This is a genomic window from Marinobacter sp., assembly GCF_052094685.1.
In the GTDB taxonomy this organism is placed as follows: Bacteria; Pseudomonadota; Gammaproteobacteria; order Pseudomonadales; family Oleiphilaceae; genus Marinobacter.
Map to the genome: position 1 here is coordinate 61,405 of NZ_JBQDKB010000003.1, position 17,531 is coordinate 78,935.

A 17,531-nucleotide genomic window follows, 5' to 3' on the forward strand; every position below is an offset into this window, starting at 1 on the left:
TTATGAGCTCCCCTGAAACGACCACTGACAACTGGCTGCTTGAAGTAAATAACCTGACCTGTGGCTATGGCGGAGTTGACGTTGTAAAAGATGTCAGCTTCGCACTCAGCCACGGGGATATTGGCTGCCTGCTGGGGCCTAGTGGTTGCGGGAAGAGCACAATTTTGAGGGCGTTGGCGGGGTTTCTTCCCCTGACCGGAGGTCAGATCAGCCTCCAGTCCCAGCAGATCAGCCTACCTGGCCGCACACTCTCCCCTGAAAAGCGGCGCATAGGCATGGTTTTTCAAGACTACGCCCTGTTTCCCCATCTGAGCATTGCAGACAACGTTGGCTTTGGATTACGCGGGCTGAACAAAACCGAGAAGCGCAGCAAAGTCATGGAACTTCTGCACGTGGTTCACCTGCAGGATCTGGCGGACAACTACCCGCACGAACTCTCGGGTGGCCAACAACAGCGAGTTGCACTGGCGAGAGCCCTGGCCCCAGAGCCAACGCTAATTCTGCTCGATGAGCCTTTTTCCAACCTGGATGCCGATCTGCGCCGCCGGCTCAGCCTAGACGTTCGCGACATTCTGAAAACTCTCGGCATCAGCGCCATTCTGGTGACTCACGATCAGCAAGAAGCCTTTGCCATGTGCGATCAGGTGGCGGTGCTTCAGAGCGGAAAAATCCAGCAGTGGGATGTGCCTTACAACCTGTACCACGAACCTGCGAACCGCTTTGTGGCGAGTTTTGTTGGGCAAGGGGGGTTTGTGCCGGGTCAGGCAAAAGGGCCAGATATTATCGAATCCGAACTGGGCGTCATTCACGGAAACCGGGCTTATAACTGGGCCCCCGGCACCCTGGTAGACGTACTCATACGCCCGGACGATATTGTCTATGATGCAGATTCAGACCTGCGCCCGAAGGTCGTTGAGAAAACCTTTGCAGGTACCTCCACGCTTTACCGCTTCCGCTGTTCTGAAGATACAGAATTTGAGGCGCTATTTCGCAGCCATCTGGATTTCCACTTAGGTGAGACGGTTCCCGTAAGGGTCGAAGCCGACCACCTTATTGCCTTTGAGCGTAACAACTGAAAAGCCAATGCAAAGGCTCATCAGTTGTTACAGACTCGTTCAATAGCGTCCAGCCACCCTGCATAAAGCGACTCACGCAGCGCTGGGCGCATGCCCGCGTGAAACTGCCGCTCGCACTCCCAAAGCCCTGAAATCTGTTCCAAGCTGTCGTAAACACCGGTTTGTAAGCCGGCAAGATAAGCTGCGCCCAGGGCCGTGGTTTCGGTAATCCGGGGGCGATCAACGGTCACGTTCAGAATGTCTGCCAAAAACTGCATTAGCCAGTCGTTGACCACCATGCCGCCGTCTACGCGAAGTGACGCCAGAGCCGCCCCATCATTCTGGATTGCCCGCACCAAATCCTTGGTCTGATAACACACCGACTGCAGCCCGGCAGTCACAATCTCGCCGATCCCCGTGTCCCGCGTTAACCCCATAATGGCGCCACGGGCATGGGGATCCCAGTGAGGCGCGCCCAGCCCAGTAAACGCCGGCACCAGATACACCGGGTTATCCACGCCAACGGTTTCGGCATGGGCGGCAGACTCGTTGGCATGCTCAATTAGCTTCAAACCGTCACGTAACCACTGCATGGCCGCGCCTGCGACAAAAATACTGCCTTCCACGGCATAACAGGGTTTGCCATTAAGGCGGTACGCCACGGTCGTAAGCAGGCGATTCTCTGATCGCACGGCTTTGTCGCCGGTATTAACCATCAAAAAACAGCCAGTACCGTAGGTGCTCTTGGCCATACCTGGATCAAAGCACGCCTGGCCAATAAGGGCCGCCTGTTGGTCACCTGCAATACCTGCCACCATAACCGGCGTACCAAGCCAACAAGGCTCAGTTAAGCCGTAGTCAGCGGCACTGTCGAGAACATCGGGCAACAAAGACTTTGGAACACGGAACAGCGACAACAACTCATCGTCCCAATCCTGCTGGTGAATATTGAACAGCGCGGTTCTGGAGGCATTGGTGGCATCGGTAAAATGTGAACGGCCGCCAGTCAGGTTCCACAGAAGCCAGCTATCTACCGTACCAAACGCTAGCTCACCTGATTCTGCCCGGGCTCGGGCGCCCTCTACGTTATCGAGTATCCAGGCGATCTTGGTGGCGGAGAAGTAAGGATCAATCAGCAGGCCCGTACGCTCGACAACAATACCTTCATGACCATCGGTTTTCAGCTTGGTGCACAGGGAGGCTGTGCGCCTGTCTTGCCAAACAATTGCGCGATGGATTGGCTTGCCCGAGGCTCGCTCCCAGATAACTGTGGTTTCACGCTGATTAGTAATGCCGATCCCTGCCAGCTCTGAAGCCTCAATGGCGGCTTTCTCAAGAGCACTGCGGCAAACCGCCAAGGTGCTCTCCCAGATTTCAATGGCATCATGTTCAACCCAACCATCACTAGGAAAGTACTGACGAAACTCCCGCTGATCTGTGGCAACGCTGGCGCCGCCCTGGTCGAAAACAATGGCTCGGGAACTGGTGGTTCCCTGGTCAATGGCAAGCAGATATCGGGTCATCATGAATCCTGGAGTCCGGTCGTTTACCGGATTCTACCAGCAGGTTCTCCGGAAGAAGAACATTGGGACAGGCGAGGACGAAAATACGGAGGAAAAATGCAGAAATATTCAAAAAATAAAGAAAAAAAAGGGCCGGAAACCCGACCCTCAAATGACGAATGAAACAAGGAAAGTTCGTAAGAACCACAACCTAAAAAGTCATCCTTACGTGTTTAATTATCGGCGCCGACAGCGAGATGTTCAGTAGTGCTTGTGTAGTCGCTTTGTTACATCAGGTGAGGAGCTGAGAGTTGCTTCACACCCTCTCAAAAATCCGGCTCGAGCGGTTTCTTGCGTGGCCAGACCAAGCTGAAGCGTGCGCCACCAAGGCTATCACTACGACTCACAAACGCCTGCCCGTTATGCCAATACAGAATGCGTCGTACGATAGACAGGCCAAGCCCATAGCCCCCCGAGGTGCGAGTGCGGCTGTCGTCAAGCCGGGAAAACGCAGTGAACACCTTTTCCCATTCGTCTTCCGGAATGCCTGGGCCATCGTCCTCTACATCAACACGGCAATGGTCTTCATCAATTTGACAACGAACAAGCACCTGGCCGGCCGCATAGCGACCCGCATTCCCTACAAGATTCTGGATAGCCCGGTGAATATAACGTGGCTCCACATCGGCCAGTGCCAATCGCTCAGTGGCCTCGTCGATTTTACCCTCAATACTCAGCGCCGGCCGAACAAGCTGCTGCTCGCCAACAACCTGTCTCACTATGTCGGTGACAGATGCTTCCTCAAGGGAAAAGACGGGGCCACCCTGCTCTAGGCGCGCATAGGTAAGGATCTCGTCAATCAGCTCGTCCAACTCCTGAATATCACCATCAATACCATCAAGCTGTCTCTGCAGGGCTTCCTGGCCCTGGCAGTCCTCAATCATCTGGACACCAAAGCGAATACGGGCAACCGGCGTTCTCAATTCGTGGGAAACGGCATGAATCATTTCACGCTGAACGTTCACCAGACGCTGTATGTGTTCGGCCATTCCATTAAACGCTGCTGCCAACCGAGAAACAATGGTGCCTTCACCAGCCTCTACACGGGCGCTCATTTCCCCCCGGGCAATACGCACAGCAACGGACTCCACGGTACGCAGATTGCTATCCAACCCACGAAGCACAAGAATCAACGATAGAGCCAAAATACTCCCAGACACCAGCAGCAACAACAGAATGACCGGCCATGCCCAGGGAGTAAACGGCGCGGGTAGAACCACTTGAACCAGCTCACCGGCTGACAACTGAACAAGTACGCGTCCTTCCCCGTTGTCGAGATAAAAAGCAGAGCCACGACTGTAAACCCGCTCCAAAACCTCATCATTCGGCAGCGTAGCAAGGTCCTGAACCCTCAGAAAACCGACATTCAAGCCGCGGGTCAGCTGCTCAATCGCTTGCTCTCGCCCTTCCAAACTGGCAGCGTCTAGATGCTCGCGCAGAATCTGTGCGGAAACAACGGCAATATCCCGGTAGGGTTGAGATAGCCTCAGCTGTATAGCTTCGCCGTGAAAACCGGTGACCAGAAACCGGTAGCCCAGACTGCCCTCATCCGCCACCACTTGACCATAGCCCAAGCGCTCCTGAATGACTGGGGAAAGCGACAGCTCGCCGGCACTTGCAACGTTGAAATCGTACTGGGGGGACAGCCAATGATACCGCTGTTGCGGTGAAGGCGTGTGTTCAAGCCAACGCATCAACGGCTCAGAGAAGCGCTCATGCCAAAATTGTAAGCGTACAGAATTGATACCAACAAACAGAACAACACAAAGCAGAATCACCAGCCCTGTGAGGCCGGCGAGGCGGGCGTATAGCTTGAGGAAAAACTTCAGGGGCATGTCGACGAACCCGGGCAGGGAAACGCCGGCCAAAAAATCTGTGCCGGCGCCAAAGACTGAATTGTCAGGCTTCCTTCACAAACAGATAGCCTTTACTTCGAACTGTCTTGATCCTGCGGGGATGAACCGGATCGTCGCCGATTTTAGGGCGAATCCGAGAGACCCGAACATCAATGGATCTATCCTGACCGTCGTACTCTATGCCCCGCAAAGCGGTAAAAATCTCTTCCCGGCTTAGCACCCGACCGGCATTGCTTGCCAAAAGCCAAAGCAAGTCAAATTCAGCGCTGGTCAGGTCGATACTTTGCTCGCTCAACCAGGCTTCACGCATAGAGCGATCTACCACCAGGTCATTGAACTGCAGGCGCGTTGGTTCTTCGCCGCTTGCTTCATCCGCACCATTTTGCGCACTTTCCGTGACGCGCCTCAGCATGGCGCGAATACGGGCCAAGAGCACACGGGGCTTAACGGGCTTGCTGATGTAATCATCCGCTCCCATTTCAAGACCAAGCACCTGATCCAGATCATCAGTGCGTGCAGTAAGCATAATGATGGGGCCGGAATAAAATGGTCGTACACGGCGACAAATGGAAAGACCATCCTCCCCGGGCAACATCAAGTCTAATACGACAAGATCCGGCTGCTCGTTGCGGATTCGATCTACGGCTGGGCTTCCATGGGTTTCGATAGACACGGCTAAGCCGTTGCTCTCGAGGTATTCACGGGTCAGCTCGGCCAGCCGCTCATCATCTTCGACAATAAGAATTCGCCAACTTTCGTTTGTCTGTTCCACGCGGTCCATCTCTGATTTTATTTTTCCGGATTCAGTTTTCGCCTGTATCCGACGATACAGACAACGTAATGTAACAGCAATTATACATGTTATTCAGAAATGTACATGGAACTGCCAAGCCGTTACACCTAGTCACAAACACTGAACTCTAGTACCTAGACCTCCACAACGCCAACTCACTTAAGATAGCGGCTGGCCCTGATCGAGCTCTTCAGCTGTTGCTTCACGGCGTTCAATGATTTCCAGATCAAAATACAGAGTAAAGCCCGCCAACGGGTGGTTAGCATCTATTCTGATCAGATTTCCATCAATACCCATCACCTGAACAATCTGGGCGTTGTCGCCATTATTAGTCTGAAACTTCATGCCAACCTGCAGGTTTTCCACGCCTTCGAACATTGAGCGGGGAACCTTTCGAACCAGATCTGCCCTGTGTTCGCCGTAGGCCATGGTGGGTGGCACGGTCACTTCCAGGCAATCGCCGGCATTGCGATCTTTTACCGCTTCTTGAATGCCTTTGATGACTTCAGAGCTGCCATATAAAAAGTGTAGAGGTTCACTGCCCTCTGAAGTATCAACCAACTCGCCGATTTTGTTCTTCAGCACGTAGTGAACCGTAAAAACGTCAGGTCTTTCTTGGGAAGCTTCCATCAGGTTTTCGAGTTTCCTGTATCTGGTGGATTTTCTGTCAATTGCAGGCCATGAATCACGAGGCGCTGATCCAATTTTTCTCGCAGCCCTGAAGGCTGACTCAGGCCCATTCGTTGCAACAACTCTGTATACCGCCCCTGTTCATCTTTAGCCCGAATAGCCTGCAAAAGGATCGACACCTTACCACGGAGGGTCGCGGTTTCTGTCTTGAGCTTGTTCAAGGCCTTGCCCAGCACCAGCTCCTGATCTGTAAAATCTCGCCCAAAGGGAAATGCCGGGAACCAGTCTTCACCGCCCGCCTCTGAAAATGCCTTGGCAATATTCGCTGGCGTGTTGTTCAGCCAACTGGCTGGCAACCGGAACGCCGTATCTACCTTGCCCGCTTTCTGTGCCTGGCTTAGAAGCCCCTGCTGAAAACGCGAGTCTGCGATACGGATCAGGCGCAGGTATACCTGCTCATCTGGCTGGCCGCGTAGATCGGCAATTCCGTACTCGGTAATCACCACGTCCCGCAGGTGACGGGGTATGGTGCAATGGCCGTAATTGAACACAATGTTCGACACCACAGTGCCTTGGGTTTCCCGGGCGCTGCGCAAGGCAATAATGGATCGGGCATCAGGCAGCTCATGGGCCATGGAAACGAAATTGTACTGACCACCCACACCACTAATTACCCGGCCATCCTCTAGCCCATCAGACACAGCTTCGCCACTGAGGGTGTGCATCATCGCGGTATTAATAAACCGGCTGTGTATCCGCTGGGCCGCCTTAAGCCGCTGATTGCCAAAGCGATGGTCATAAAGATGGTTAATGAAGCTGACACTGGTCATGCAGATGCGATCACGATCTGCATCAGACAGCTCCCGCAGTGACTGGTAGAACTTCTGGGGGCCCAGATAAAAGCCACCATGCATGGCCACACCACCGGCAAGACGATCTCCCAGCACGAAGGTTGTCATCGCATCCCTCGCCTCTGGATCATCCAGATCGGCAGTTAGTGAATGCTCTCCGACCAGCAGCCGGCCACCCTTGAACTCCACTATATCCCGCAGAATTCCATGCTGCTGCAGCCAAACAACATCCCGAGCCCGCATGGGGGATTCAACAAGCCCTTCCCGGCGCAGTACATCCAGCGTAGCCAACGAAACTTGCTCATCAATTTCGCCATTATTGATCAGTGTTTGAAGGTCGGCATGATCATGCACCTCGCGCCGAAGAATACCGGCTTCCATGAGGTACAGAAAGCCGTCGACCATCATTTCACTGCAACCGTACAGGCCTTTCTCAAACGGCCCAGTCCCACCTTCTGTTCCCGCTAAGGGAAAGCGCTCTGCAACCTGCAAGTGATCAAACACTGCCTGCCAAGCGTCGTTATTTTTATGGCGAAAAATAGCGCTATGCACAAGCGCAGCACCAAGGGAACCTATGCCCACCTGCAGCGTACCGCCGTCTTTCAGTAAGGTACTGGCAAAAAAACCAATCAGGTGATCTGCAGGGCTGATAGCCATCTGGGGGGCAGAAAACAACGGGTATTCGGAGCCCTGATGCTCAAATACCATATCAAAATCGTCTTCAGCCACCGCAGCATCGCGACCAAACCAAGGCAACTGGCGATTGATTTCGCCCACGATGGCTACTGGTGTTCCTGCCGCCTCCCGCTCTCGCAACAGCGGCAATAGATCAAGGCTCAAATCCGGGTTACAGCTAAGACTTACCATGCCCGGCGAACCGTGCAGTTCCCCCGGAGAGACCATCTGCGCCACCACATTAACCCCTAAGCTCATCAGATCACGAACGGCATGGGTATAATTGGTAGATACATAATTCTGCTGCTGGCCGCGATTGCTGAGGTAGCTGCCAGCCTTGAAAAAGAACTCCGACACTTGAACATTCGGGGGCAGCCGGTGCTTCGCGACATCACGGGCATATTGCAGATCTGGAATATCACCATATAAACGCTCCGCAAACGGCTCCATAAAGCGCCGCTCCAAAGAAGATCCCCCTGTTGGGGCCAGCAGTGAAAGCGCCGTAAAGATATGCAGATTTATTTCTGGGTCGTCCTTTGCTCGCTGATACAAAGCGTTTACCAAGCGAACTGGCTTACCCAACCCCAAAGGCAAACCCAGTGTGATCGTCTTACCAACCCGGCGGATTACTTCATCCACGCAACGCTCTGTGTCACTTAAACGCTGCCTTCCATTTACCGCCATATAAGGATCCTCATTGATCAATCAGCATGTAACACCCATGGGGGGGATCATCACACGGCGCATGCACACAGACAATGCACCAGATCATGAATCCGACGTTAAACAGCGGTAGCCAGAGAATAGGGAGAGAAGAAGGGGGGGCGTCAGGTAATATTCAAGTAAAACGGGATAAAGGCCAAAAGGCGAACTGAGTTTTGCAAGCTAGACGATCAGAAGTTCCACTTCAAGTTTAAGCAGGCACCCTCATTCAACAACGCAATGCCATGGTCTGCCTGAGCAGGCTGAGAAGCGTAATGCTTGCCGGTGTTACCTGTGCGCACCAGAGACAGGCTCAACAACCGCGAACCGATTTCGGTAACGGCATAGGTGTTGTCTTCATCAAAATCGCCAGATCTTTGCTGCTGCAGCTGATAAACATCTTCGGTGGTCGTGATTTCGCTCTGCCCATCAAACGCGCGCTCAGACGCTTCAGCGCGAACCACAAACGCAGCAACGTTGAGAACAAGTAGAGCGACAAAGATGCGAATAATCATGATACTTACGAAGACCTTCTTAACCGGAAGTGAAGTTTACTTATACCCTAGGCTAAAGTCTAACCCCTGACTGGCAAAAAGATGTGAATTTGCACACGATTGCTCCGTTTTTTTGTCACGGAATGGCTCGTTTTTTGTCAAGGAATGATCCTCAATATTGCAGAATGTAACCGCCACCCTCGTCAGAATTAGCCAATTCCCTTTGGCTCAATATCTTAGGTCAACTGTGGCTAGCGCACTCCGTTAAGGACAGGGGTAGGTAAATTCCTGGTGAATCGCCTCAATGGCTTCCAGAACATCCGAGCTAAGATTCACCCGGAGCGACCCCAGATTTTCCCGGAGCTGTTCCATAGTGGTGGCACCAACAATATTGCTAGTCACAAAGCTACGGGTATTCACATAAGCCAGAGCCATCTCAACCGGAGACAAACCGTTTTGCCGGGCAAGCTCCACGTATGCTCGAGTCGCATCCATGCCTCTCTCACTGGTATAGCGGCTAAACCGCTCATACAACGTTAAGCGTGCCTTTTCGGGCCATTTACCGTCCAGGTACTTGCCCGACAGCATGCCGAAGGCCAGAGGCGAATAGGCCAGCAAGCCCACTTGTTCCCGATGAGCTATTTCTGCCATGCCCACCTCAAAAGACCGGTTTAGCAAACTGTATGGATTCTGAATACTGGCAATCCGCGGCCAGCCATTATTTCCGGCCAAGCGCAGGTATTCCATCGTGCCCCAGGGGGTCTCATTGGAAATCCCTACATGGCGAATTTTTCCAACTTTAACCAACTCATTCAGTGCGTCTAGTGTTTCCTCAATCGGCGTGTACTGCTCTTTTGGATCCGGCTGATAACCAAGCGCACCGAAAAAGTTGGTGCTACGGTCCGGCCAATGCACTTGGTACAGATCGATATAATCGGTCTGCAGGCGTTTCAAGCTGGCATCACAGGCTTCAATAATATGATCGCGGGTCAGGCGTGGGCCATTGCGCAAATAGCTCAACCCATTTCCCGGCCCCGCGACTTTTGAGGTAATCACTAGATCGTCACGGCGGCCGCATTTCGCCAACCAGTTGCCCAGATATGTCTCGGTTAGGCCCTGAGTTTCCGCCCGCGGTGGCACCGGGTACATTTCTGCCGCATCAATAAAATTCACACCTTCAGAGGTGGCGTAATCCAGCTGTTCAAAAGCTTCCTGCTCGGTGTTCTGCTCACCCCAGGTCATGGTTCCCAGGCATATCAAGCTGACATCAATGTCTGTATTGCCGAGCTTTCGGGTTTGCATAGTGTCTCCGCTTCAAGTTGTTGAACAAGTAAAGAGAATGTCATTGGAATGTCGCATCACTGTCACTCTTAGTTTCCATAGTAAAGGCATGTTAAAAAAAGCATGGGAAACATCGTGATCGAAACCAGCCAGGCCAGCCCGCGAAAGCAACACATTACCATCGTTTCCGAAACGTTTCCGCCGGAGATCAATGGGGTTGCCAACACATTGAAGCACCTTTGCCAGGGGCTAATGCAGCGCGGACACCACGTGACTGTTGTACGCCCAACGCAACGTCACGAGCAAAAAGGTTTGATGCCGAGCGTAGGCGATGCGCTGTTTGCCAGCGAGTATGTTGCAACAGGCCTACCCCTGCCCGGATATGCGGATCTGCGTTTTGGCATAGCCCGCAGCAGCGAACTCCGGCGACTCTGGCAAACGAACCGTCCGGATGCAATCTATGTAGCCACCCAAGGGCCTTTAGGCATAGCCGCTGTCTCTGCAGCACGAAAGATGAGGCTTCCTGTTTGCTCCGGTTTTCACACCAACTTTCACCAATACAGCCGGTACTACGGCGTTGGGGCTTTGGAAAAGCTGCTTCGCGCTTATGGCCGCTGGTTCCACAACCGCACAGCAATCACACTGGTCCCCACAAAAAAAATGCAGGAAATCACCGCGGACATGGGCATAACGCCAACCGGTCTTTGGAGTCGCGGGGTAGATTGCAGCCGCTTTTCACCACGCCAGCGGGATGAGTCTCTGCGTGCGCGCTGGGGACTCAAAGAAAACGATCGTGCGGTCGTTTATGTGGGGCGGCTAGCAGCAGAAAAGAACCTTCGAATGGCAGTGGCATGTTACGAGCGCATCCGCACACTGCACCCCAAGGCTAAATTTGTGCTGGTGGGGGATGGCCCCCTGCGAAAACAGTTAGCTGAAAAACATCCGGACTATATTCTTTGCGGTACCCAAAGCGGCCCTGATCTCGCCCGCCATTATGCATCCGGCGACCTATTCCTGTTCCCCAGTAAAACCGACACATTTGGGAACGTTGTGCTTGAAGCAATGGCCAGCGGCCTCGCAGTCGTTGCTTACGACGATGCCGCCGCCCGCGAACATATTCGCCATGAGGAAAACGGCATAAAGGCTCCACTGACGCAGGATGATCGGTTTATAAGCGGGGCTCTCCGATTGGCAAATCAACCAACCCTGCTCAACCGTATTCGCACACAAGCCCGGCTGGATGCGCTCAAACTGAGCTGGGATTCGCGGATCGAACAATTCGAAAAACTCGTATTAAACCAAAACCCAAAGGCTCGATACTATGCCAGACACAAGCAAAGCATCCCGCTTCTTTGAGCTGGCGGATCAGCGTGAATACGCCTTCTGCCAGTGCATTAACCAAATCGTTAGATTCCGGCTAGCGATGCGTTATTTTCAGCTGGTTAGCCGGCTGGGCGATGGATGGTTCTGGTACGCTTTGATCTTGGCGATCCCCGTCATCGAGCCCAAGACTGGTGCAGGTTTGGCGCTGCTAATGGCTCTAACAGGGCTGACCTGCACCCTGACCTACAAGCTTCTTAAACGCTGGCTGATACGCGAGCGACCGTTTATATCGTTTCCATCAATCAATTGCGGCACGCCACCGTTAGACCGTTACAGCTTCCCATCGGGACACACCCTTCACGCCGCCTGCTTTCAGGCTATGCTGTTCATGACGACACCTAAACTGGCACTGGCCGCTGCTCCATTTACCTTGAGCGTGGCTGCCTCCCGAATAGTACTGGGCCTGCACTACCCCTCCGACGTTGTAGCTGGCGCCTTCATAGGAGGGCTGATGGGTTACCTGTCAGCACTGTGCTTTTTCAACGACTTTCTCCCCTTGTTTCCTGGCTGATCTCAGTCGAACAACCGTAGCTGGGTAACGGGCGCATCATCACTACGAAAACGTACACCCAGGCCCAGCAGGCGAACAGGCCGCTCGCGATTGGTTACCAGCTCCGTAAGCAATGGCAGGAAATCAACAAACCCCGGCTCTTTTATATTTTCCCGCACACGCTCCAGTGTATGGGTAGAAAAATCGCTATAGCGTATTTTGATAAACAGTTTGTGGATGGGCTTCTCTCGCGCCTTGCGAGTTAGCCGTAGGTTGAGATCCGCCGCCAGCGATGCCAGCACGGTTTCGCAAGCGGCTGTATCTGGCAAGTCCTGAGAGAAGGTGCGCTCTACACTCACAGATTTAGCAATTCTAGACACCACTACCGACCGTTCATCCCGGCCATGGGCCATCTCGTACAATCGATAACCCTGCTTACCAAAACGCTCGATCAGCACATCAACGCCCAGCGCCTGTATGTCTCCGCATGTTTGAACGCCAAGCGCATGTAGTTTTCCGGCAGTTACCTGCCCTACTCCAAACAGTTTCTCCACTTTAAGCTCGCGAACAAAGTCATCCACATCGTCGGGCTTTACCACAAACAATCCGTCGGGCTTTTTCCAATCACTGGCAATTTTGGCAAGAAATTTATTGGGGGCGACGCCAGCAGAAATGGTAATGCCCACCTCTTTTTCTACCCGCTCTCGCAGGTAGCGGGCCATTAGAGTGGCACTACCCCGATGGTCGGTAATCTCAGATACATCCAGAAAGGCTTCATCCAGAGACAGAGGTTCAACCAGATCAGTCAATTCCCTGAGGATGCTCATTACCTTTTGTGAGGCCACTCGGTAACGGGCCATATCCGGCGGCACGGTAACCAGGCCGGGGCATAGGCGTCGGGCTTCGCCCCCTGGCATAGCTGAGCGCACACCAAAAGCCCGGGCTTTATAGTTGCAGGTTGTCACCACACCACGGCCGCCCTCACCGCCTACCGCCAATGGAACATCACGCAATGTTGGGTCATCACGCATCTCAACGGCCGCATAAAAGCAGTCACAATCCACGTGGATGATCTTGCGTTGAGGCATAATCATTGAGCTCGCGTCGGGTTTCTGTACATTTATACAGCCTTGTATCTTAAAGTAAGATGCTGAGAATGTCAGGAATCTCCATGACAACCACCGAACACCATGATGAGGTCCCATGTCGAACCCCATTCCAGTCTCTGAACGCACTGAAATCGAAGCCGCGGCTTTTCGTCGCCTGGTTAAGCATTTGGGTGACAACCCCGACGTTCAGAACATAGATCTGATGAATCTTGCCGGGTTCTGCCGAAACTGTCTTTCCAAATGGTATCGGGCGGAAGCCATCGAGCGGGGCCACGAACTCTCAGACCCTGCGGCCCGGGAAGAAATTTACGGCATGCCATACGAAGAATGGAAAGCCCTACACCAGACAGGTCCGAAACAGGATCACAAGTAATGAACGTAAACGAAGCAGTACGCATCCACTTAGCTTCGCTGGATGGTGGCCATGCAGATTTTGACGACACCATGGCGTTGATCAAACGGCACTTTGACTACAACCCCGCCGGCTTTCACAACGGGCCGGTATTCAATGCCGCCGAGGAAAACGCCGGATCATGCCGAATATTCGGCCTAGGCCTTTACTGCAGCCTAAATGAGGCCGACACGCTGAAACTGTTTGCCCAACATTACCAGCAGGTGCTGAACGATCCCGCCGGGGAAAATCACAGCAATATTCGCCAGTTCATCAGCACAGGCTGGTCTGGCATACGTTTTGAAGACACGCCGTTGCGCCCGCGCCGCACCCCATTCGAGCCAGACACCAGGGAAGAGACCCACTCATGAGCGACACCGCCACTTCCGGGGTACAACAAGTGTTTCAGCTAAAAAGTGCCAGCGTATCCATGACCGCGCTGGAACTCTACTATTTCGATAGCGACGAATTTGAAGAAACACTGAAAGACAAAATAAGCCAGGCACCTGGCTTTTTTCGCGACATCCCCCTCATTATCAGCCTGGAAAAGTACGAAGGCCTCAACAGTGAACTGGATTTCTTCAAAATTATCGGCACTTGTCGGCACAATAAAATTCACGTTGTCGGCGTTCGCGGCGGCAATGACGACCAGCGACGCCTCGCCCGGGGCGCTGCCTTGGCTCTGATGCCTGGAGGCGGTCAACGAGATCGGGCTCACGAAGCCCAGGCCACCGTCGAAAAAACAGAATCGCCTGCTGCACCGGCACCACAAGCAGCTCCGGAGGCGGCCCCGGCCAAAATCATCAATCAGCCAGTAAGGTCAGGCCAACAAATCCATGCTCCAGAGGGCGACCTGATTATTCTGGCACCGGTTCAGGCAGGTGCGGAAGTACTGGCTGCAGGCAACATTCATGTTTACGGCCCACTGCGCGGCCGAGCGCTTGCGGGCATTCATGGGGCCGAATCTGCAAGAATTTTCTGCCAATCCCTTGAGGCAGAGCTTGTGTCCATCGCTGGACACTATAAAATCTCCGAAGATCTTCAGGACAATGGCTGGAAAAGCGCTGTGCAGATTCAGCTCAGGGACGAACTGTTGGTGGTAGCGCCACTGGACAAGGCCTGACACTGGAATCGAACAAAATAATTTGACCGGGCTATATCCGGCAGACACGACGAATCCATCGAGACACAGGAAATAGACCTTGGCTAGAATTATTGTCATTACCTCAGGAAAGGGCGGCGTTGGCAAAACAACCACCAGCGCCTCTATCAGCACCGGGCTTGCCAAACGCGGCTATAAAACCGTGGTGGTAGATTTTGACGTGGGCCTGCGCAACCTCGATCTGATCATGAACTGCGAACGCCGTGTGGTGTATGACTTTGTAAACGTCATACAGGGCGAGGCATCGCTGAATCAGGCTCTGATCCGTGACAAGCGGGTTGATACGCTTTATATCCTCCCGGCCTCCCAAACCCGAGAAAAAGAAGCCCTCACCAAAGAAGGCGTTGAGAAAGTTATCAACGAGCTGTCTGAAACCTTCGACTACATCATCTGTGACTCCCCCGCTGGTATCGAGCATGGTGCGCAGATGGCGCTGCATTACGCAGATGAAGCCATTGTGGTGACCAACCCAGAGGTTTCCTCCGTACGGGATTCCGATCGAATTCTCGGCATACTGCAAAGTAAATCTCGCCGCGCAGAAATGGGCCAGGATCCAGTTAAGGAACACCTGCTGGTGACTCGGTACAACCCGGAGCGGGTTGAGCGTGGCGAAATGCTTTCGGTAGCGGATGTCGAAGAAATTCTTGCTGTTCCACTGCTGGGCATTATTCCGGAAAGCCAGATTGTGCTCAACGCGTCGAACCAGGGTTTGCCCGTTATTCTCGAAGCAGAAAGCGATGCAGGCCAGGCTTACGACGACGCAGTTGCGCGCCTTCTTGGCGAGGAGCGGGAACACCGCTTCATGGCGGCCCAGAAGAAGGGCTTTTTCTCACGGATGTTTAAGGGAGGCTGACGGATGAGTTTCCTCGATTATTTCAAAAGCAAGAAACCAGGTTCTTCCGCCAACGTGGCGAAAGAGCGTCTGCAAATTATCGTGGCCCACGAGCGCGGCCAGCGTGATCAGCCAGATTATCTGCCGCAAATGCAGCAGGAGCTATTGGCGGTTATCCGCAAATACGTGCAAATCAGTGACGACATGGTTCAGGTAGAGGTGGACCGCAACGACAGTTGCTCCGTTCTGGAACTGAACGTCACCCTGCCCGAACGCTAGAACCAGCTCTGGCTAACAAAATGCCTGCCCGTGTATGCGAGCAGGCATTTTTCATTACCATCTCGCGAAATGATCCTCCACCAACCCCTGCAAACCCTGAATGGCAATTTTTGCGCCGCTTTCATCCGTTATGGTTCCGTTGTATGTGCCTACGTACTGCCTGAAGTTGGACGCCAGTATCCCCGCATTGAGTTTTTCTTTACGCGCCGCGGCCGGCACAAAGTGCAGATCAACCCGGCCATCTTCCGTGGTTACGTGCCAGTCACTGCCAGCAAGGTATCGATCAAAACGAAAGCGAGCCGCTCCAAGCTTCTGACACCGACCATCCAGCCACAGAGCGTTTTCTGTCATCCCTGTTTCATTAACGCCCGCCGCTAGGTTAAGCCCAATCGGCCGGCCATCCTGCAGTTGCCCGGCTATGCTTGCCCAGTTCCAGGCGGTTTCACGGCGCATAAAACCGCAACTCCAATCGACGGCGCCGCGGGTGGCTTCATCACAGCGCCAGATGCGATGATCCCAGAGAATCTCACCCTCCACAGCCAATCCTGCGGACTTCCGAGTGAATACCCAGCCGCTATAGCCTGCAGGGCAAACCAGCCGTAGAGGATCATTATCTTCTTTCAGTGTCAGTTTTATGCGAATACCTCCAGGTGCAGATACAGAGACTGTTCTACCGCCATCAAAAGGCAAGATGCGCATAGAAACATCCCCCTTATTGAACGAGGCCGAGCCGTGTTCTGGGTATGGCTCAATCCGGGTACCCAAAGCCAGAGGGCTCATAAAGCTGTGCTCAAACATTTGCCCAGATGCGAAGTCGTAGAGGTAGAAAAAACCACTTCCGAGTAACTTTAAATCCACCAAGGCCATGCCGAATACCCACCCAGGGCCGGTGACGCTCACAAACTGGAACTGGTTAAACCGCCAGCGCCTGGCCAGTTTGGAGCGCGGCCGGTCCATCACCGTTCGCAGGTCGTAATCCAGGTAGTTTATTTCATCTACTGGCTGGTTCAGCACTCCGGGCGTGATGTGCCCCTTTGCATTAATCAGTTTTTTTATGGTCATGGTCTTCGTCAAATCAGGCCAATTTAACGAACTGCTCCACCGGGCGGCTACCTGGTTCACAATCCCCTGTTTCTGGAGCCAAAATGCCCAACATCTCATGTTAGACTCAGCCCACTATCACCAAGGAAGTGTAGCTTATGAGAAAGCCCGGAGCCCATGGTTTTAAAGGCTGGGCCTCAGTCATCAGCGGTGTAATTTGCGCTTTGCTGGTTTCTGTAATGGCGGCAGCCACCGCCCGTGCTGCGTTGCCCGCTGAAGACAGCGAGGCATGGATCCTACGGGAAGAATCAGGCGAAATCCGCATTTATACAATGGATCAGAACGACTCCAGCTTTCAGGTGTTCAAAGCGGAAGCTCTGCTTGATGCCCCCATCGAAGCGGTTATGGCAGTTATGGTGAACCCAACTTCCTGTATGGAGTGGGTGCTCAATTGCTCCGAATCCTACGGAGTGGGGAAAGGCAACTTTAATGACCGCCACGCCTACTCCGTAAACGACATGCCTTGGCCGGTAACAGATCGAGATTATGTTCTGCACATCCGAACACAAGGCGATGAGGCTTCCGAACAGATCACCATGAAAATGAGCGCCATCTCGGGCAAGCGAGCAGAAAACAGCAACCGCGTTAGAGTTGATCGCTCAGACACCCTGTACCGCTTTATTCCCGAAGACAACAAAACCCGAATGATATGGCTACAACACACAGACCCCAATGGCTCCCTGCCCGGCTGGCTGGTTAATACACTTCTGGTTGATATACCAATGAGCTCCATAGAGGAGCTGGAGAGGGTATCGGGCATGGAGCGTTATCAAGGCTTTCGCCTGTTATACAACCAAGATGGTCAACTGATTGACGTCATAAAACCGACCGACACCTGAGAGTGAAAGGTGACTGGCAGAGCGTGAAACGCTAAGCTCTGGAGAA

At 53.3% G+C, this 17,531-nt stretch carries 18 protein-coding genes; 9 read left to right on the forward strand and 9 right to left on the reverse strand.

Features of this window, described 5'->3' with window-relative positions; translation table 11 throughout:
- Positions 1 to 2: 2 nt before the first annotated feature.
- Positions 3 to 1,076 (forward strand): ABC transporter ATP-binding protein, encoded by a 1,074-nt coding sequence (locus ACTH3S_RS01285; protein ID WP_441807207.1) that lies wholly within the window; start codon positions 3 to 5, stop codon positions 1,074 to 1,076.
- A 20-nt stretch (positions 1,077 to 1,096) separates the two neighbouring features.
- On the opposite strand, the gene glpK is transcribed toward ACTH3S_RS01285, so the two are convergent.
- The 7 genes from glpK to ACTH3S_RS01320 form a co-directional block, all read right to left on the reverse strand.
- The gene (gene glpK, locus ACTH3S_RS01290) at positions 1,097 to 2,578 is read right to left on the reverse strand and encodes a glycerol kinase GlpK (protein WP_441807208.1); all 1,482 of its coding nucleotides are present in this window, start codon (positions 2,576 to 2,578) and stop codon (positions 1,097 to 1,099) included.
- Between the two features lie 305 nt (positions 2,579 to 2,883).
- Positions 2,884 to 4,452, reverse strand: a complete 1,569-nt coding sequence (locus tag ACTH3S_RS01295) for an ATP-binding protein (protein ID WP_441807209.1) — start codon at positions 4,450 to 4,452, stop codon at positions 2,884 to 2,886.
- A gap of 64 nt (positions 4,453 to 4,516) precedes the next feature.
- Positions 4,517 to 5,254, reverse strand: a complete 738-nt coding sequence (locus ACTH3S_RS01300; protein WP_441807210.1) for a response regulator — start codon at positions 5,252 to 5,254, stop codon at positions 4,517 to 4,519.
- 171 nt (positions 5,255 to 5,425) lie between these two features.
- Positions 5,426 to 5,896 carry an FKBP-type peptidyl-prolyl cis-trans isomerase gene (locus tag ACTH3S_RS01305; protein ID WP_441807211.1) on the reverse strand — a complete coding sequence of 157 codons (471 nt, stop codon included), beginning with the start codon at positions 5,894 to 5,896 and terminating at the stop codon, positions 5,426 to 5,428.
- Entirely contained in the window at positions 5,896 to 8,106 is a 2,211-nt protein-coding gene (locus ACTH3S_RS01310) for an acetyl-CoA hydrolase/transferase C-terminal domain-containing protein (RefSeq protein WP_441807212.1), read from the reverse strand. Before ACTH3S_RS01310 ends, ACTH3S_RS01305 begins: the two co-directional genes overlap by 1 nt.
- Before the next feature lie 209 nt (positions 8,107 to 8,315).
- Positions 8,316 to 8,639, reverse strand: a complete 324-nt coding sequence (locus ACTH3S_RS01315) for a hypothetical protein (RefSeq protein WP_441807213.1) — start codon at positions 8,637 to 8,639, stop codon at positions 8,316 to 8,318.
- Positions 8,640 to 8,882: 243 nt separating this feature from the next.
- Complete coding sequence (locus tag ACTH3S_RS01320; RefSeq protein ID WP_441807214.1) at positions 8,883 to 9,920, reverse strand: NADP(H)-dependent aldo-keto reductase; 1,038 nt, start codon at positions 9,918 to 9,920, stop codon at positions 8,883 to 8,885.
- Positions 9,921 to 10,022: 102 nt separating this feature from the next.
- Between ACTH3S_RS01320 and ACTH3S_RS01325 the strand changes: the two genes are divergently transcribed.
- A complete protein-coding gene (locus ACTH3S_RS01325) occupies positions 10,023 to 11,255 on the forward strand; it encodes a glycosyltransferase family 4 protein (protein ID WP_441807215.1) in 1,233 nt (410 codons plus the stop codon).
- Positions 11,221 to 11,793, forward strand: coding sequence for a phosphatase PAP2 family protein (locus tag ACTH3S_RS01330; protein ID WP_441807216.1), 573 nt, complete (start codon positions 11,221 to 11,223; stop codon positions 11,791 to 11,793). Before ACTH3S_RS01325 ends, ACTH3S_RS01330 begins: the two co-directional genes overlap by 35 nt.
- A 2-nt stretch (positions 11,794 to 11,795) precedes the next feature.
- On the opposite strand, the gene dinB is transcribed toward ACTH3S_RS01330, so the two are convergent.
- Positions 11,796 to 12,860, reverse strand: a complete 1,065-nt coding sequence (gene dinB, locus ACTH3S_RS01335) for a DNA polymerase IV (RefSeq protein WP_441807240.1) — start codon at positions 12,858 to 12,860, stop codon at positions 11,796 to 11,798.
- Positions 12,861 to 12,975: 115 nt separating this feature from the next.
- Between dinB and ACTH3S_RS01340 the strand changes: the two genes are divergently transcribed.
- The 5 genes from ACTH3S_RS01340 (at position 12,976) to minE (ending at position 15,545) form a co-directional block, all read left to right on the forward strand.
- A complete protein-coding gene (locus ACTH3S_RS01340) occupies positions 12,976 to 13,254 on the forward strand; it encodes a DUF1244 domain-containing protein (protein ID WP_441807217.1) in 279 nt (92 codons plus the stop codon).
- Complete coding sequence (locus ACTH3S_RS01345) at positions 13,254 to 13,643, forward strand: HopJ type III effector protein (protein ID WP_441807218.1); 390 nt, start codon at positions 13,254 to 13,256, stop codon at positions 13,641 to 13,643. The genes ACTH3S_RS01340 and ACTH3S_RS01345 overlap by 1 nt, the downstream gene beginning before the upstream one ends.
- The gene (minC, locus tag ACTH3S_RS01350) at positions 13,640 to 14,395 is read left to right on the forward strand and encodes a septum site-determining protein MinC (protein ID WP_441807219.1); all 756 of its coding nucleotides are present in this window, start codon (positions 13,640 to 13,642) and stop codon (positions 14,393 to 14,395) included. The genes ACTH3S_RS01345 and minC overlap by 4 nt, the downstream gene beginning before the upstream one ends.
- 79 nt (positions 14,396 to 14,474) lie before the next feature.
- Positions 14,475 to 15,287 carry a septum site-determining protein MinD gene (minD, locus tag ACTH3S_RS01355; protein WP_441807220.1) on the forward strand — a complete coding sequence of 271 codons (813 nt, stop codon included), beginning with the start codon at positions 14,475 to 14,477 and terminating at the stop codon, positions 15,285 to 15,287.
- Between the two features lie 3 nt (positions 15,288 to 15,290).
- On the forward strand, positions 15,291 to 15,545 hold the full coding sequence (gene minE, locus ACTH3S_RS01360; RefSeq protein ID WP_441807221.1) for a cell division topological specificity factor MinE: 255 nt from the start codon (positions 15,291 to 15,293) through the stop codon (positions 15,543 to 15,545).
- 54 nt (positions 15,546 to 15,599) lie between these two features.
- Here the strand turns inward: minE and ACTH3S_RS01365 are convergent, their stop codons facing one another.
- Complete coding sequence (locus ACTH3S_RS01365) at positions 15,600 to 16,607, reverse strand: DUF2804 domain-containing protein (protein WP_441807222.1); 1,008 nt, start codon at positions 16,605 to 16,607, stop codon at positions 15,600 to 15,602.
- Between the two features lie 137 nt (positions 16,608 to 16,744).
- Between ACTH3S_RS01365 and ACTH3S_RS01370 the strand changes: the two genes are divergently transcribed.
- Positions 16,745 to 17,485, forward strand: a complete 741-nt coding sequence (locus ACTH3S_RS01370) for an START domain-containing protein (protein ID WP_441807223.1) — start codon at positions 16,745 to 16,747, stop codon at positions 17,483 to 17,485.
- Positions 17,486 to 17,531 lie beyond the last annotated feature (46 nt).

Coding starts and splice junctions, on each gene's coding strand:
- ACTH3S_RS01285 (WP_441807207.1), top strand. CDS start 3: ATGAGCTCCCCTGAAACGACCACTGACAACTGGCTGCTTGAAGTAAAT.
- glpK (WP_441807208.1), bottom strand. CDS start 2,578: ATGACCCGATATCTGCTTGCCATTGACCAGGGAACCACCAGTTCCCGA.
- ACTH3S_RS01295 (WP_441807209.1), bottom strand. CDS start 4,452: ATGCCCCTGAAGTTTTTCCTCAAGCTATACGCCCGCCTCGCCGGCCTC.
- ACTH3S_RS01300 (WP_441807210.1), bottom strand. CDS start 5,254: ATGGACCGCGTGGAACAGACAAACGAAAGTTGGCGAATTCTTATTGTC.
- ACTH3S_RS01305 (WP_441807211.1), bottom strand. CDS start 5,896: ATGGAAGCTTCCCAAGAAAGACCTGACGTTTTTACGGTTCACTACGTG.
- ACTH3S_RS01310 (WP_441807212.1), bottom strand. CDS start 8,106: ATGGCGGTAAATGGAAGGCAGCGTTTAAGTGACACAGAGCGTTGCGTG.
- ACTH3S_RS01315 (WP_441807213.1), bottom strand. CDS start 8,639: ATGATTATTCGCATCTTTGTCGCTCTACTTGTTCTCAACGTTGCTGCG.
- ACTH3S_RS01320 (WP_441807214.1), bottom strand. CDS start 9,920: ATGCAAACCCGAAAGCTCGGCAATACAGACATTGATGTCAGCTTGATA.
- ACTH3S_RS01325 (WP_441807215.1), top strand. CDS start 10,023: ATGGGAAACATCGTGATCGAAACCAGCCAGGCCAGCCCGCGAAAGCAA.
- ACTH3S_RS01330 (WP_441807216.1), top strand. CDS start 11,221: ATGCCAGACACAAGCAAAGCATCCCGCTTCTTTGAGCTGGCGGATCAG.
- dinB (WP_441807240.1), bottom strand. CDS start 12,860: ATGCCTCAACGCAAGATCATCCACGTGGATTGTGACTGCTTTTATGCG.
- ACTH3S_RS01340 (WP_441807217.1), top strand. CDS start 12,976: ATGTCGAACCCCATTCCAGTCTCTGAACGCACTGAAATCGAAGCCGCG.
- ACTH3S_RS01345 (WP_441807218.1), top strand. CDS start 13,254: ATGAACGTAAACGAAGCAGTACGCATCCACTTAGCTTCGCTGGATGGT.
- minC (WP_441807219.1), top strand. CDS start 13,640: ATGAGCGACACCGCCACTTCCGGGGTACAACAAGTGTTTCAGCTAAAA.
- minE (WP_441807221.1), top strand. CDS start 15,291: ATGAGTTTCCTCGATTATTTCAAAAGCAAGAAACCAGGTTCTTCCGCC.
- ACTH3S_RS01365 (WP_441807222.1), bottom strand. CDS start 16,607: ATGACCATAAAAAAACTGATTAATGCAAAGGGGCACATCACGCCCGGA.
- ACTH3S_RS01370 (WP_441807223.1), top strand. CDS start 16,745: ATGAGAAAGCCCGGAGCCCATGGTTTTAAAGGCTGGGCCTCAGTCATC.